This window comes from Streptomyces sp. NPDC002573 (assembly GCF_042889625.1).
Classification (GTDB): Bacteria; Actinomycetota; Actinomycetes; order Streptomycetales; family Streptomycetaceae; genus Streptomyces; species Streptomyces gibsoniae.
The window spans coordinates 1-14,531 of record NZ_JBIARC010000050.1; the positions used below are offsets into that span (position 1 = coordinate 1).

11 protein-coding genes are annotated in these 14,531 nt (G+C 71.9%); 3 read left to right on the forward strand and 8 right to left on the reverse strand.

Going from position 1 to position 14,531, the window contains the following annotated elements:
- From ACFYX0_RS33945 to dxr, 3 genes are all read right to left on the reverse strand, one after another.
- Window positions 1–200 (reverse strand): flavodoxin-dependent (E)-4-hydroxy-3-methylbut-2-enyl-diphosphate synthase (locus ACFYX0_RS33945; RefSeq protein ID WP_355905171.1); only part of this gene is annotated, 200 nt, incomplete at its 3' end.
- A 169-nt stretch (window positions 201–369) separates the two neighbouring features.
- Window positions 370–1,674, reverse strand: coding sequence for a M50 family metallopeptidase (locus tag ACFYX0_RS33950; RefSeq protein ID WP_388976181.1), 1,305 nt, complete (start codon window positions 1,672–1,674; stop codon window positions 370–372).
- The gene (dxr, locus tag ACFYX0_RS33955; protein WP_388976184.1) at window positions 1,671–2,927 is read right to left on the reverse strand and encodes a 1-deoxy-D-xylulose-5-phosphate reductoisomerase; all 1,257 of its coding nucleotides are present in this window, start codon (window positions 2,925–2,927) and stop codon (window positions 1,671–1,673) included. The genes ACFYX0_RS33950 and dxr overlap by 4 nt, the downstream gene beginning before the upstream one ends.
- A 120-nt stretch (window positions 2,928–3,047) precedes the next feature.
- Here dxr and ACFYX0_RS33960 point away from each other — a divergent pair, with 120 nt between their 5' ends.
- Window positions 3,048–3,500 carry a hypothetical protein gene (locus tag ACFYX0_RS33960; RefSeq protein WP_388976187.1) on the forward strand — a complete coding sequence of 151 codons (453 nt, stop codon included), beginning with the start codon at window positions 3,048–3,050 and terminating at the stop codon, window positions 3,498–3,500.
- A gap of 74 nt (window positions 3,501–3,574) precedes the next feature.
- Here the strand turns inward: ACFYX0_RS33960 and ACFYX0_RS33965 are convergent, their stop codons facing one another.
- Window positions 3,575–5,521, reverse strand: coding sequence for an acyl-CoA dehydrogenase family protein (locus tag ACFYX0_RS33965; RefSeq protein ID WP_355905160.1), 1,947 nt, complete (start codon window positions 5,519–5,521; stop codon window positions 3,575–3,577).
- Between the two features lie 321 nt (window positions 5,522–5,842).
- Window positions 5,843–6,349: a MarR family winged helix-turn-helix transcriptional regulator gene (locus ACFYX0_RS33970; RefSeq protein ID WP_388976191.1), complete on the reverse strand. Its 507-nt coding sequence runs from the start codon at window positions 6,347–6,349 to the stop codon at window positions 5,843–5,845.
- 248 nt (window positions 6,350–6,597) lie between these two features.
- On the opposite strand from ACFYX0_RS33970, the gene ACFYX0_RS33975 reads away from it, so the two are divergent.
- Both ACFYX0_RS33975 and ACFYX0_RS33980 read left to right on the forward strand, forming a co-directional pair.
- Window positions 6,598–7,662: an alkene reductase gene (locus tag ACFYX0_RS33975; RefSeq protein WP_388976194.1), complete on the forward strand. Its 1,065-nt coding sequence runs from the start codon at window positions 6,598–6,600 to the stop codon at window positions 7,660–7,662.
- Between the two features lie 10 nt (window positions 7,663–7,672).
- The gene (locus ACFYX0_RS33980; RefSeq protein ID WP_388976197.1) at window positions 7,673–8,578 is read left to right on the forward strand and encodes an NADP-dependent oxidoreductase; all 906 of its coding nucleotides are present in this window, start codon (window positions 7,673–7,675) and stop codon (window positions 8,576–8,578) included.
- An 82-nt stretch (window positions 8,579–8,660) separates the two neighbouring features.
- On the opposite strand, the gene ACFYX0_RS33985 is transcribed toward ACFYX0_RS33980, so the two are convergent.
- The 3 genes from ACFYX0_RS33985 to ACFYX0_RS33995 form a co-directional block, all read right to left on the reverse strand.
- Window positions 8,661–10,106, reverse strand: coding sequence for an aldehyde dehydrogenase family protein (locus tag ACFYX0_RS33985; protein ID WP_355905151.1), 1,446 nt, complete (start codon window positions 10,104–10,106; stop codon window positions 8,661–8,663).
- Window positions 10,107–10,250: 144 nt separating this feature from the next.
- Window positions 10,251–11,918, reverse strand: coding sequence for a PucR family transcriptional regulator (locus tag ACFYX0_RS33990; protein ID WP_388976199.1), 1,668 nt, complete (start codon window positions 11,916–11,918; stop codon window positions 10,251–10,253).
- 189 nt (window positions 11,919–12,107) lie between these two features.
- Window positions 12,108–14,246, reverse strand: a complete 2,139-nt coding sequence (locus ACFYX0_RS33995; protein WP_388976202.1) for an ATP-binding protein — start codon at window positions 14,244–14,246, stop codon at window positions 12,108–12,110.
- Between the last annotated feature and the right edge of the window lie 285 nt (window positions 14,247–14,531).

Below are 14,531 nucleotides of genomic sequence, written 5' to 3' on the forward strand. Positions count from 1 at the left end.
ATCTGGCAGCCCGTCGCCGTCAGCTCCGCGATCTGCTGCAACGTGGCACCGATGTCCGACGTACGCGTCGTCGTCATCGACTGCACCGACACCGGCGCGTCTCCGCCCACCGCCACAGATCCGACCTGGATCTGCCGGCTCTTCCGGCGCTCGGCGAGCTTGGTCGGAACGGACGGCATGCCGAGTGAAATCGCAGTCATCTGCTGTGCAACCCCAAGTTGTGGATCAAGGTCCGGTCCCGAATCGGCGGGCTCCAAGCCCCGAGATTACGCCACGCGCGCGGACGGCAGCACATCACCGCCCGTTAAACCCACCCAAAGGGCGGCGGCCGGGAAGAGAGTCTTCCCGGCCGCCGCCAACGCCGTGTGGCTAGGAGATTTTCACCGGGTTAACCACGTCCGCGATCAGCACCAGGAGGGTGAAGCAGACGAAGATCCCGGCCACCACGTACGCCACCGGCATCAGCTTCGCCACGTCGAAGGGGCCCGGGTCGGGGCGGCGCAGCACCCTCGCCAGGGCGCGGCGCAGCGACTCCCACAGGGCGCCCGCGATGTGTCCGCCGTCCAGCGGGAGCAGCGGGAGCATGTTGAACAGGAACAGCGAGAGGTTGAAGCCCGCGACGAGCAGCAGCATCATCGCGATCTGCTGGGACGGCGGGATGTTCAGGGTGAACACCTCGCCGCCGACACGGGCCGCGCCGACGACGCCCATCGGGGAGTCCGGCTGGCGCGGGGCGTTGCCGAAGGCCGCGTCCCACAGGCCGGGGATCTTGCCGGGCAGGGAGACCAGGGACTCCACGCCGTTCTGCATCATGTCGCCCATGCGCTGCGCCGACTGGCCGAGGGACTGGGGGACGATGCCGGTGGCCGGGGTGAAGCCGAGGAAGCCGGCGTAGACGTACTTGCCCTCGACATAGCCGCCGTTGCCGTCCGTCTTGCTGACCTGGTTCTTGATCAGGTGGGTGTGCAGGTCGACCTGCTGCCCCTTGCGTTCGACGGTGAGCGTGACGTCCTTGCCGGGGTTGGCGCGGATGTCGTTCTGGAGGGTGGACCAGTCCGGCACGTCCTTGCCGTCGAAGCGGACGATCTTGTCCCCGGGCTTGAGGCCGGCGGCCTGGGCGGGCGTGGCCGCGTCGCCCTTCTCGCACTTCGTACGGTTCTCGCTCTGCTGGATGACGCAGTCGGACACCTTGGAGACCGTGGTGGTCTGGGTCTGGACGCCGAAGGTCATCATCACGCCGAGGAAGACCGCCACGGCGAGCACCAGATTCATGAAGGGGCCCGCGAACATGACGATGACCCGCTTCCACGGCTTGCGCGTGTAGAAGAGGCGCTCCTCGTCACCCGGCAGCAGTTCCTCGAAGGACTGGGCCCGGGCGTCCTCGATCATCCCGCGCCACGGCGAGGTGGAACGGGCCTCGATCCGGCCGTCCGGGCCCGGCGGGAACATGCCGATCATGCGGATGTAGCCGCCGAGCGGGACCGCCTTGATGCCGTACTCGGTCTCGCCCTTCTTGCGGGACCAGATGGTCGGGCCGAACCCGACCATGTACTGCGGCACCCGGATGCCGAAGAGCTTGGCCGTCGACAGATGCCCCAGCTCGTGCCAGGCGATCGAGATCAACAGTCCGAGCACGAAGACGACTATGCCGAGGATCATCATCAGGGTCGTCATGCACGAGCCTCCGCAGTTGCCGTCCGCGCCGTCAGTTCTCTTGCCCGGGCACGCGCCCAGGTCTCCGCTTCGAGGACGTCTGCGACGGTCAGGGAAGTTCCCCTACGGGGGGTGCCGTGCTCCTCCACCACCCGTGTCACCGTCTCCATGATCCCGAGATACGGCAGTGCGCCGTTCAGGAACGCGTCGACGCACTCCTCATTGGCCGCATTGAACACCGCCGGGGCCGTGCCCGCGAGCTCTCCCACGTGCCGGGCGAGTCCGACCGAAGGGAACGCCTCGTTGTCCAGCGGGAAGAATTCCCAGGTCGACGCGTTGGTCCAGTCGAAGGCAGGGGCCGCGTCGGGCACCCGCTCGGGCCAGCCGAGACCGATGGCGATCGGCCCCCGCATATCGGGGGGCGTCGCCTGCGCCAGCGTCGATCCGTCCGTGAACTCCACCATCGAGTGGACATACGACTGAGGATGGACGACCACCTCAATGCGATCGAAGGGAATGTCGTAGAGGAGATGGGCCTCGATGACTTCGAGGCCCTTGTTCACGAGGGTCGCGGAGTTGATCGTGATCACCGGGCCCATGGCCCAGGTGGGGTGGGCGAGCGCGTCCTGCGGTGTGACCTGGGCCAGCTCGGCCCGGCTGCGGCCGCGGAAGGGGCCGCCGGAGGCGGTCACCACCAGCTTGCGTACGTCCGCGCGAGTGCCGGCGGCGAGGGCCTGGAAGAGCGCGGCGTGCTCGGAATCGACCGGGATGATCTGTCCGGGCTTGGCCAGGGCCTTCACCAGCGGGCCGCCGACGATGAGCGACTCCTTGTTGGCGAGCGCGAGGGTGCGGCCCGCCTCCAGGGCGGCGAGGGTGGGCGCGAGGCCGATGGAACCGGTGATGCCGTTGAGGACGGTGTGGCAGTCGGAGGTGGCGACCTGGGTGGCCGCGTCGGGGCCGGAGAGGATCTCGGGGAGCGGCTTCCCGGGGCCGTACTGGGCGCTCAGGGCCTCGCGCAGGGCCGGTACGACGTCCTCGCGGGCGACCGCCACCGTGCGTACGCGCAGCCGGTGGGCCTGCTCGGCGAGCAGTCCGACCCGGCCGCCGTTGGCGGAGAGCGCGGTGACCTTGAACCGTTCGGGGTTGCGCAGCACGAGGTCGATGGCCTGGGTGCCGATCGAGCCGGTGGAGCCGAGGATCACTACGTCCCGCACTCCGTCCACGGGATCGAAGACGAGGTGGGGGTCGGCAAGAGGGGCTGGACTGTCGCTCATCCCTCCATTGTTGCCGCACCGGGTGACCGGTAGGACAGGGTGTCCCTCACCCGGGGTGGGAACCGCGTGCACGAATGGCGCGTCGTCGCTCACGGCACAGGTGTCCTCACGACGACACGTGTGCCTGAAGACCACACGCGTTTCGGGGGAACCATGCGCATCCGCCATCTGACCGTCCTGGCGACAGCCGTGCTGACGCTCGCCGCCTGCTCGGGCCACAGCAGCGGCCCGAAGCACCACGGGGGCACGAAGGGCCACGGCAGCCACCGGAAGACCCGGGTGAGCCGGACGCCCCGCGCCACCGCGCGGGCGCTCGGCATCCCGCCCGAGCCGACCCCCGCCGAGCGCGCGGAGCTGCTCCGGGCCCTCGCCGCGGCCAACCCGGGCGTCGTGAAGTACGAGGACAAGGCCGTCGACGCCGCGCGCAACCAGTGCGGCGCCATCAACGGCCGCGCCCGGGACCTCGACCGCTCGGCGGCCCAGCGCTTCACGTACAAGGACGTCACGACCACCGAGGCCCAGGGCAGGCAGATCAACGACGCCCTCGGGGGCCTCGGATTCTGCACCCGCTGACCCCGGCGCCTACGCGAAGGCCCGGCCGCACCTCACCGGAGCGGCCGGGCCTTCGTCCTTGGTACGCGGGCGGGTCAGCTCTTCGGGATCTTCCTCCGCGCATCCGGGCGGGAGGACTCGCCCGGACGGGCGTCCGCAATCCACGGGCCCTCGCCCGACGGGTCCACGATCCCCTGTTCCAGCCACTCGTACGTACCGGTCAGCACGCCCTTGACCACCTTGCGGTCGAGTTCGTCGGTGTTGCTCCACAGTCGGCCGAACAGTTCGTCGACACGGATCCGGGACTGCCGGCAGAAGGCGTCGGCGAGCTGGTACGCCTCGCGCCCGTGCTCTCCGCTCCTGCGCAGATGCTCGGCGCGCACACAGGCCGCGCTCATCGCGAACAGCTCGGCGCCGATGTCCACGACCCGGCCCAGGAAGCCCTGCTTGGTCTCCATCCGGCCCTGCCAGCGGGACATGCCGTAGAACGTGGACCGGGCGAGCTTGCGGGCGCTGCGCTCGACGAAGCGCAGATGCCCGGAGAGGTCGACGTCCTGGTGGAACTCGCCGTAGGCGCCCGGGATCTGGCCCTGGCCGGCGAGCAGCTTCGGCAGCCATTTGGCGTAGAAGACTCCGGCGTTGGCGCCCGCCTTCGCCTTGTCGGACAGGGACTTGTCCGGGTCGATCAGGTCACCGGCCACGGACAGATGGGCGTCCACCGCCTCCCGGGCGATCAGCAGGTGCATGATCTCGGTGGAGCCCTCGAAGATGCGGTTGATGCGCAGGTCGCGCAGCATCTGCTCGGCCGGGACCGCCCGCTCGCCGCGGGCCTTGAGGGACTCCGCGGTCTCGAAGCCACGGCCGCCGCGGATCTGGACCAGTTCGTCGGCCATCAGCCAGCTCATCTCGGAGCCGAAGAGCTTGGCGAGGGCGGCCTCGATACGGATGTCGTTGCGGTCCTCGTCGGCCATCTGCGACGACAGGTCGACGACGGCCTCCAGGGCGAAGGTGGTCGCCGCGATGAAGGAGATCTTCGCGCCGACCGCCTCGTGCATCGCGACCGGCTTGCCCCACTGCTCACGGGCGCCCGACCACTCACGGGCGATCTTCAGACACCACTTGCCCGCGCCGACGCACATGGCGGGCAGCGAGAGCCGGCCGGTGTTCAGGGTGGTCAGCGCGATCTTCAGGCCCGCGCCCTCCGGGCCGATCCGGTGGGTGGCCGGGACCCGCACCCGGTGGAAGCGGGTGACGCCGTTCTCCAGGCCGCGCAGGCCCATGAAGGCGTTGCGGTTCTCCACGGTGATGCCCTCGGAGGCGGCCTCGACGACGAACGCCGTGATCCCGCCCTTGTGGCCCTCGGACCGGGGTACGCGCGCCATGACGACGAGCAGGTCGGCGACCACGCCGTTGGTGGTCCACAGCTTGACCCCGTCGAGGACGTAGTCGTCCCCGTCCGGCACGGCCGTGGTGGCCAGGCGGGCCGGGTCGGAGCCGACGTCCGGCTCGGTGAGCAGGAACGCCGATATGTCGGTACGGGCGCAGCGCGGCAGGAACGTGTCCCTCTGCTCCTGGGTGCCGAACAGTTTCAGCGGCTGCGGTACTCCGATCGACTGATGCGCGGAGAGCAGTGCGCCGATCGCGGGACTTGCGGTGCCCACCAGGGCGAGTGCCTTGTTGTAGTACACCTGGGTGAGGCCGAGACCGCCGTATTTCGTATCGATCTTCATGCCGAGAGCGCCCAGCTCCTTGAGACCGTTGATCGTCTCGTCGGGGATCCGCGCCTCGCGCTCGATCCGGGCGGCGTCGATCTGGGTCTCGCAGAAGTCGCGCAGTTTGGCGAGGAACTCCTCGCCGCGCTGGACGTCCTCCTCGGCGGGCATCGGGTGGGGGTGGATCAGGTCCAGCCGGAGACGGCCGAGGAAGAGCTCCTTGGCGAAGCTCGGCTTGCGCCAGTGCTGCTCGCGCGCGGCCTCCGCCACCTGGCGGGCCTCTCGCTCAGTGACGGTGGGCTTGGGGGTGGGGGCTGTTGGTGCGGACATGAGGCTCACCTCGCCGCGAATCGTGGCTGATGGGTCGTACACCGGGCAAGGTGCCGCAGGACGGCCAAGGAGGCCGTACGGCGATCTTGCGGGCGTACGTTACTGACCGGTGCTACTCGATCGTTGGTACCCCAATCCGGGAGACCTCACCAGTCCTCGCGCAGCCATGCGCCGGGGAATTCGCCTCAGCGGACGTCCGCCGTGTGCGCCTCGGTGTCAAGTCGACCGGGGACCTCGGCGCCCCCGGCGCAGGGAAAGGGACCCGGCACCGGAAGGCATCGACGCCGGACCTCTTCTTCCGGCCCCTTCTGGAAATGATTGTCATTGGCCATGGTGTGCCGCCGGGTCGGCGGCGGCCTGGATCAGGTTGCGTTCCAGGCGCTCCAGGGTCAGCAGGGCGTCGGCCCGTTCGCTGGCGGAGAGATCCGCGGCCACGAGATCCTCCAGCTGCCTCCAGACGCGCTCGACCTCGTGGCGCAGGGCGTGGCTGGCCGCCGTCGGCTCGATGAGCGCCGCGCGCTTGTCCGTGGGCGAGGGGCGGCGGCGGACGAAGCCGGCCTGCTCCAGGCGCCGGACGGTGCGGGTCATGGTGGCGGCGTCGGAGTCCATCAGCCGCACCAGGTCGGTCTGCCGCTGGGGACCGAGTTCCCACAGGTGCATCATGACCAGCTCCTGGCCCGGATGCAGACCGATGCGGCGCAGCAGCTGCCCCGCGAACATGCGGTGCAGCCGGGCCAGGCGGAAGATCGCGTGACTGAGCGGACCACCACCGGCCGCGGCCGGAACCGGGACGGTGGCCTCGCCGGCCTCCGGCGTGAACTGCGCCATCTCTTCCTCACTTTCCTGCCCGAGCAACTTCATCCTACCTCCGGGCCGACGACCTGCGCCGAACCATCCGCACTCCAGCAGATACAAAGACAGAACGGGGCATGTGACGTGCTTCACGCTCACCATCGGAATGATCGCCAGGGATTTACCTGTTCGGACAGGTGATTTACTTGTTCGGACAGGCAATTGCTGCCGCGGCACCGGAGCACCCGGGCCGCGAAGCATCACTCATCCCGAGGAAGAGACCCATGACCACTGCTTTCGATCCGATCGTTCTGGGCGGCAGGCACCTGGCGAACCGTGTCGCGATGGCGCCGATGACCCGCAGCCGCGCCTACGGGCCCGGCGCCGAGCCGACGGAGCTGATGGCGACGTACTACGCGCAGCGCGCCGCCGCCGGGCTGATCGTCACGGAGGGCATCCAGCCCTCGCCGGTCGGCCAGGGCTACCCCGACACCCCCGGGCTGCACACGTCCGGGCAGGTGCGGGCCTGGCGGACGGTGACCGACGCCGTGCACCGCGAGGGCGGGGTGATCTTCGCCCAGCTGATGCACACCGGGCGGATCGGCCACCCGAGTCTGCTGCCCGACGGTCTGGTGCCGGTGGCGCCGTCGGCGGTGGCCGCCGAGGGCCAGGTCTTCACCCACGAGGGGCCGAAGGACTTCGTGACGCCGAGGGAGCTGAGCGAGGCGGAGATCCGGCAGACGATCGACGACTTCGCCACCGCGGCACGCAACGCGATCGAGGCAGGGTTCGACGGCGTGGAGATCCATGGCGCCAACGGCTATCTGATCCACCAGTTCCTCGCGCCCTACACCAACCTGCGCACCGACGGCTGGGGCGGCGACACCGAGGGCCGGATCCGCTTCGCCGCCGAGATCGTCACGGCCGTGGCCGAGGCGATCGGCAGCCACCGGCTCGGTCTGCGGCTCTCGCCCGGAAACCCGTACAACGACATGTCCGAGGACAACCCGGGCGAGGTCTACGCCGCCCTGCTGGACCGGATCTCCGGTCTGGGACTGGCCTATCTGCATCTGCTGGAGGGCCCGGACCGCGACCTGACCGCGCAGCTGCGCAAGGCCTGGCCCGGCACGTTCGTCATCAACCCGTTCACGTACCCCGACGTCACCGGCCCCGACGCGCTGAAGCTGATCGAGGACGGCAGCGCGGACATGGTGGCCTACGGCGCACTGTTCCTGGCCAACCCCGACCTGCCCCGGCGTCTGGCCGCCGGCGGTCCGTTCAACACCCCGAACCCGGAGACCTTCTACGGCGGCGACCACCGGGGATACACCGACTACCCCTCCCTCTAAGGAGTCACCGATGTCCACAGCGATCACCTTCTCCGAGTACGGCGCCCCCGAGGTGCTGCGGCTGACGGAGGTCACCACGCCGGAGCCCGGTCCTGGCCAGGTCCGGATCCGGGTGCGGGCCGCCTCCGTGAACCCGATCGATCTGAAGATCCGATCCGGTCTGATGGCCGGCACCTTCCCCGCGCACTTTCCCGTGATCCCCGGCCTGGACGCGGCCGGTGTCGTCGACGCCGCCGGCGAGGGAGCCGACGCGGCCGTGGGCGACGAGGTCCTCGGTACCGCGGTCGGCGGCAGCTACAGCGAGTACGCCCTGCTCGACCGGCCGGTGGCCAAGCCCGAGAACCTGTCGTGGGAGGCCGCCGCCTCGCTGGTCACGGTCGCCCTGACAGCGTCCCGCGTCCTTGCGCAGCTGGGTGTGGAGGAGGGGCAGACCCTGCTCATCCACGGCGCCGGCGGCAGCGTGGGCACCGCCGCGGTGCAGTTGGCCGTCGCCGACGGCATCACCGTCATCGGAACGGCCGGCGAGCACGACATCGAGCGTGTCACCGGACTGGGCGCCACCGCGGTCCGCTACGGCGACGGCTGGGTGGAGCGGGTGAAGGACGCGGCGCGCCGGGGAGTCGACTTCGTCCTCGACGCCTCCGGCGCCGGCGTGCTCGCCGACTCCGTCGCCCTGACCGGTGACAGCGCGCGCGTCATCACCATCGCCGACATGTCCGCCGCGCAGCACGGCGTCCGCTTCAGCGCCGGCGGTGCCGACCAGGCCGGGTACTCCCTGCCGGAGCTGGTGCGCTCGGCCGCCGCGGGCAAGCTCTCCGTGCCGGTCTGGCGCACCTATCCCCTGGCGGAAGCGGCACAGGCGCACACGGACCTGGAGGCCCGCCGCAACCGCGGCAAGGCAGTCCTTCTGCCCTGACTCCGGATGTCTGCCCGGCTGTAAGCCGACGGCCGGAGCCCCCGCACAGTGGGCTCCGGCCGTCGGTGTGGTGCGGGGTGGCTCAGAGAGCCAGGCCCGTCAGGACCAGCACGCGCTCGTAGGTGTAGTCGTCCATCGCGAACTTCACGCCCTCGCGGCCGACACCAGACTGCTTGACACCGCCATAGGGCATCTGGTCGGCGCGGTAGGAGGGCACGTCGCCGACGACGACACCGCCGACCTCCAGGGCCCGGTGGGCGCGGAAGGCGACCTGGAGGTCGTGTGTGAACACGCCCGCCTGGAGGCCGTACTTGGAGTCGTTGACGGCCGCGAACGCCGCCGCCTCGCCGTCCGTCTTCTGCACGGTGAGGACCGGTCCGAAGACCTCCTCGCAGGAGAGGGTGACCTCGGCCGGCACCTCGGTCAGGACGGTCGGCGCGTACGAGGCGCCGTCCCGCTTGCCACCGGTCAGCAGCTTCGCGCCCGCGCCGACCGCCTCGTCGACCCAGGACTCCACGCGCTTGGCCGCGTCCTCGCTGACCAGCGGGCCGACGTCCGTGGCGTCGTCCGAGGGGTCACCGGTGACCTGGGACTCCACGGCGGCGACGATGCGCGGCAGCAGCCGGTCGTAGACCGCGGCGTCGGCGATCACCCGCTGCACGGAGATGCAGGACTGGCCGCCCTGGTAGTTGGAGAAGGTGGCGATGCGGGTGGCGGCCCAGTCCAGGTCCGCGTCGCTCGCGTAGTCGCCGAGGACGACGGCCGCGCCGTTGCCGCCCAGCTCCAGGGTGCAGTGCTTGCGCGGCACCGAGTCCATGATCGCGTAGCCGACCTTGTCGGAGCCCGTGAAGGAGATGACCGGCAGACGCTCGTCCTGGACCAGGGCGGGCATACGGTCGTTGGTGACCGGGAGGATCGACCAGGAACCGGCGGGCAGCTCGGTCTCGGCCAGCAGGTCGCCGATGATCAGGCCCGACAGCGGGGTGGCGGGGGCCGGCTTGAGGATGATCGGGGCGCCGACGGCGATCGCGGGGGCGACCTTGTGGGCGCACAGGTTCAGCGGGAAGTTGAACGGCGCGATACCGAGGACGACGCCCTTGGGGAAGCGGCGGGTCAGCGCGAGGCGGCCCTGGCCGCCCGCGTCGGTGTCCAGGCGCTGGGCCTCGCCGCCGTTGAAGCGGCGGGCCTCCTCGGCCGCGAAGCGGAAGACGGAGACGGCACGGCCGACCTCGCCGCGGGCCCACTTGATGGGCTTGCCGTTCTCGGCGGAGATCAGCTGCGCGATCTCCTCGGTCCGCTCGGCCAGCCGCTTCGAGACATGGTCGAGGGCGGCGGCGCGGACGTGGGCCGGGGTGGCGGCGAACTCGTCCCGTACGGCGTACGCGGCAGCCACGGCCTCCTCGACCTGGGCCTCGGTCGGCACGCTGACCTTGGCGACCAGTCGGCCGTCCCACGGGGACGTGACGTCGAAGGCGGTCTCACCGGTGGCCTGGCGGCCGGCGAGCCAGAAGGCGTGGGTGGAGGTCATGATCGAGTCCCGGCCCTTCGGAGATGGGTTGTGCTGCACGTTCGTGCTCCACGGTAGGGCCGGAGCGGCGGAGGGTCGTTTGTCCGGGACGTAGCAGTGCCGGGCGCTGCTAGTACGGGTTGTACAGCCGCGGTGGGGCGGTCGTCACTCCCCCGCCGACGCCGTCGCCTTCAGCGCGAGCCACAGCTCCATCCGTACGTCCGGATCGTCGAGGGAGCGTCCGAGGATCTCCTCGACGCGCCGCATCCGGTACCGCAGGGTGTGCCGGTGGACGCCGAGGTCCGCCGCTGCCGCGTCCCACTGGCCGTGCCGGGACAGCCAGGCCCGCAACGAGGCCACCAGGTCTCCCCGGCCCGTCGCGTCGTGCTCGCGCAGCGCACGCAGCAGACCGTCCGCGAAGGCGCGTACCGCGTCGTCCTGCAGCAGCGGCACCACCGATCCGGCGGCCAGCTCGTCGTGCTCGACCAGCGACCGGCCGCGCCGCCGGGCCACCGACAGGGCCTGCTCGGCCTGCTTGTACGCGGCCGCCGCGGCGATCGGACCGGCGGGCGCCGACACGCCCACCACCAGCTCGTCCTCGTCGGCGGCCGGCTGATCCCGGGTCGCGGCCCGGGCCGCCTGCACCGCCAGCGCGTAACGCTGGCAGGCGGCGACGGCCGCGCCGCCGTCCCCGGCGAGCACGACCAGCCGCTCCCCGTCGGGTACGACGAGGACGGCCTCCCCGGAGCGCGCGGCGGCGGACTCCACGGTCTCCGCGAGCCCGTCCAGCGGATCGCCGTCCGTCTCGGCCGCCGCGAGCGCCGCCGCGGCCGGTGCGGCGGGCGCCACGCGCGCGTGGCCGTCGGCGTGCGCCCGGGCCGCGGACGCGGACGCCGACTCGGCGAGGATCAGCCGGAACGGCGCGTCCAGCAGCGTGCCGTACAGGTCCCCGGCCACCGCCCGCGCATGGTCGGGCTCACCGGCGAGCAGCATCCGCAGCACGGCCGTGCCGATGCGCTGCTCGGCGGCGTGCAGGGACCGGGACCGCTCGGTGGTCAGCGTCAGCAGGGCGATGGCGGAGTGGACCGCGTACCGCTCGGCGGTGCCCAGGGCGGCGGCCGTTCCCACGGCGAGCGCGGCCCGGGGGCGGCGTCCGGTGCCCAGGGAGTGCAGCTCGACCCGGTCCTCGCCGCTCGGCCCCCCGACCACGGAACTCGCGGGTGCGGGCCGCTCCCGCAGCCGCTCCACGTCGGCGGTCAGCCGGGCGGCGCGCCGCCCGGCCCACTCGGGTGCCGCCGCGACGACGGAGCCCGACGCGTCGTAGAGCGCGGCCCAGCCGTCGACCTGCTGGGCGAGCGCGGCGAGCAGCCCCTCGGGGCCGTCGCTGAGCGCCTGCCGGGTCAGCTCCCGCTGGGCGGCGAACCCCGCGGTGACGGCCCGGTACTGGTCGGCGGCGATGGCGGCGGAGACGGCCTTGCTGATGGCGAGGAAGGGGGTGCGCCGGGGCACCTCCAGGAGCGGCAGCCCCTCCTCCCGTGCCGCGTCGAGGAGCGCCTCGGGGATCTCGTCGTAGTTGACGCCGACGGCGAACCCGAGGCCGACGACGCCCGCGCCCACCAGCCGCTTCACATAGCGCCGCATGGCCGCCGGGTCCTCGGTGTCCAGCTTCAGCGCCGTGATCAGCAGCAGCTCCCCGCCCTCCATGTAGGGCACGGGGTCGGCGAGTTCGCTGACGTGGGCCCAGCGGACGGGGACGTCGAGACGGTCCTCGCCCGCGCACACGGTGAGCTTGAGCGCGGAGTGGTGGACGAGCGAGGCGAGCGTGAGGGGCATGGGGCCTTCGGTCTGCACGGACGGGAGTTCTTCACGGAGTCCATGACGGGCACGGACGGTGTGAGCCTGGTGATGCTTTGGCCGCCGCGTATGAACGACCTGTGTCGATTCTGCCTCACCGTACGGTACGACCGTGCCCGTATATCCGGTCCCTCTGCCCGGGATTTCCGGACACCCCGCGCGAAGACCTCAGCCGCGCAGATTCACCAGGAGCGGCGGGGCGTGCTCGCCCTGCACGGTGGTCAGGGACAGCACCGCATGGCCCGGGGGCACCGCGTGCGCCAGCTCCGACGCGGACCAGCGCTCGCGCTCGACCTGGCGGACGGTCACCGCGCGCGCGGTCGGCGCGCGGCCGGTGATCACGCGGCGCAGCATGTGCAGGGCCTTGCCCGCGGGGGTCTCCGCGATGATCTGCCGGTCGGTGACGTCCCGGGCCTCGATCCACTCCTTGCCCCACACCTCGGCGAAGTCCTGGCCGTCCCAGGGGGTGAGCCCGGACAGCGCCATCCGGCACCCGGTGGCGCCGAGCAGCGGCCCGCGCAGCGGCCGGGGCACATCGTCGAGGGTGCGCAGGGTGAGCACGGTCCCGGCGTTCGCGGACCGCAGCCGCTGGATGCCCCGGACGACCTCCGGGGTCACCACGCCGGTCGCGTCGTCGAGCACCAGGCAGGCGAACAGCGAGCGGTCCTCGCGCACCGCGACGCTGGCCGTGAACTGGGCGAGCACCAGCCGCGCCAGGATCCGCGAGGCGTCCGCGTGACCGCGCTCGGGCAGGTCGATACGGACCCGCACCGGGTGGTCCAGGGCGCGCAGCGAGAAGGGCCGGGTCTGTCCGGAGGTGTCGAAGAAGGACGCGAAGGCGGGCCTGTCGAGCAGGGCGACCCGGTCGGCGAGGACACCGCCCACGTCACCGGGGTTCCGCGCCTGCCGCTCCCGTGCGTCCAGCTCCCGCAGCGGCGACTCCTGCCCGGAGTCCACCAGCGCCTTGCGCAGGGCGGCCAGCGGGCCGGGCGTGCCGTCGAGGAGCTGCCGCAGCTCGGGCACCGACGGGAAGCGGCCGTGGACGGCCAGATACGGTCCGAGAAGCTGGGCGAGGACGGTGGCCGAGCGGCGGCTGTCCCCGCCGTGCTGCGGCTGTGCGAGGTCGCCCACGAGGGCCTCGGCCAGCACGGCCGCCGCCTCGTCGGGGTCGGTGGTCCCGCCGTAGAGGTCCAGGTCGTACACCGACTCGGGATGGCCGATGCGGACGACGACGTCGTAGGCGTCCGCCGGTCCGAGTCCGGCCCCGGCCGCGCCGACGACGACCACGGCGGCCCGCCCGGCGAGCGCGTGCAGGCACAGCGACTCGGCGAGCGGCCACACCACCGAGCCGGTCTTGCCGGAGCCGGCGGGCCCGACGGCGACCAGGGAGGTGCCCAGCAGCTCGGGGCCGAGGGCGAGTCCGGTGCCGCGGTAGCCGTAGGGGTTGCGGGGGTCGTCGACGGTGGTGCCGAGGCGCACCTGGCCGGTCATCAGGTCGTGCCGGGCGAGCCGGGCGGGCAGGTCGCGCTCGCCGGACGGGTGCAGACAGGAGGCGGCGCCGTCCTTGAGGACCGTGCCGGTGAAAGTGGCCAGACTGTGGCGGCCGTTCAGGACGCCCTGCCAGGCACGGGCGATCCGCGCGTGGTCGACGTCCCGCATCAGCCCGGCGCGCGCCTCGGCGGCGAGCCGGTCGGCGGCGTCGTGGGCGCCCGCCGCGCGGAGCTGGTTCCACTGGGCGGGGTCGTCCTCGGGGGCGGGCGAGGGCGGCTCGGGCTCGCCGCGCTTCAGGCGGGGCGCCAGGAAGCGGCGCCAGACCTCGCCCCAGCGGCCCAGTCGGCCCACCGCCAGCATGACCCCGACCACGATGAGCAGGTCGTAGCCGTCCCACAGGAGCAGATTGAAGAACTCGCTGTGGTCGCCGCTCTGCCGCCAGGAGTCCGGGGTCAGCAGATACAGGGGCAGGATCCACCAGTCGCCGAGGTAGCCGTTGGACAGCAGCGACCACAGCAGCCAGCCGACCAGGAACGCGATCACCGCGCCACTCAGCAACTGCCGGGCCGGGATCTGCTCGGGCTCCTGGTCCGGGCGGGGCCGGTGGCCGAAGCGCCAGACGCCCGGCGCGGCCTGGGGCCGTGCGGCCCGCACCCAGGCGAGGAAGGCGGTACCGTCGGGCAGAGGAGGCATCTCCGGCGCCACGGTGGGCCTGGGCGGCACCTGTGGGCTTCCCGGATGCTCCGGCGGCCCCGCCGGACGCGGCACGGGAGTGGCCCGCGTGCTCCGCGCGTCCTGCGTCCCGTCGCTGTCCATCGCCGTTGCCCCCTGACCAGCCGCACCGTCCACCATCAGCGAGTCAATCTAACGCGCTCCACGGGGAGTTCACCGCATACGGCGCCGGGCCTGCGGTGATGCGTCCCGCTCCGTCGTGTTCCCCGCTATGTCCACGGCGGACAAGCGGCGGCGCGCAAGGCGCCCACATGGAGCATGCCCACCCCCCGCCACCGCCTCTAGCCTGCGAGAAAAGAAGGCAAGCGTCCGAAGAACACCCCGCCCGGAACCCGCGTCCACCGGAACACCGGTGCACCCCCGACGTCC

What these genes read in the sequence shown, in the direction of transcription:
- ACFYX0_RS33950 (WP_388976181.1), bottom strand. Translation starts at nt 1,674, where the DNA reads ATGACGACCCTGATGATGATCCTCGGCATAGTCGTCTTCGTGCTCGGA.
- dxr (WP_388976184.1), bottom strand. Translation starts at nt 2,927, where the DNA reads ATGAGCGACAGTCCAGCCCCTCTTGCCGACCCCCACCTCGTCTTCGAT.
- ACFYX0_RS33965 (WP_355905160.1), bottom strand. Translation starts at nt 5,521, where the DNA reads ATGTCCGCACCAACAGCCCCCACCCCCAAGCCCACCGTCACTGAGCGA.
- ACFYX0_RS33970 (WP_388976191.1), bottom strand. Translation starts at nt 6,349, where the DNA reads ATGGCGCAGTTCACGCCGGAGGCCGGCGAGGCCACCGTCCCGGTTCCG.
- ACFYX0_RS33975 (WP_388976194.1), top strand. Translation starts at nt 6,598, where the DNA reads ATGACCACTGCTTTCGATCCGATCGTTCTGGGCGGCAGGCACCTGGCG.
- ACFYX0_RS33980 (WP_388976197.1), top strand. Translation starts at nt 7,673, where the DNA reads ATGTCCACAGCGATCACCTTCTCCGAGTACGGCGCCCCCGAGGTGCTG.
- ACFYX0_RS33985 (WP_355905151.1), bottom strand. Translation starts at nt 10,106, where the DNA reads ATGACCTCCACCCACGCCTTCTGGCTCGCCGGCCGCCAGGCCACCGGT.
- ACFYX0_RS33990 (WP_388976199.1), bottom strand. Translation starts at nt 11,918, where the DNA reads ATGCCCCTCACGCTCGCCTCGCTCGTCCACCACTCCGCGCTCAAGCTC.
- ACFYX0_RS33995 (WP_388976202.1), bottom strand. Translation starts at nt 14,246, where the DNA reads ATGGACAGCGACGGGACGCAGGACGCGCGGAGCACGCGGGCCACTCCC.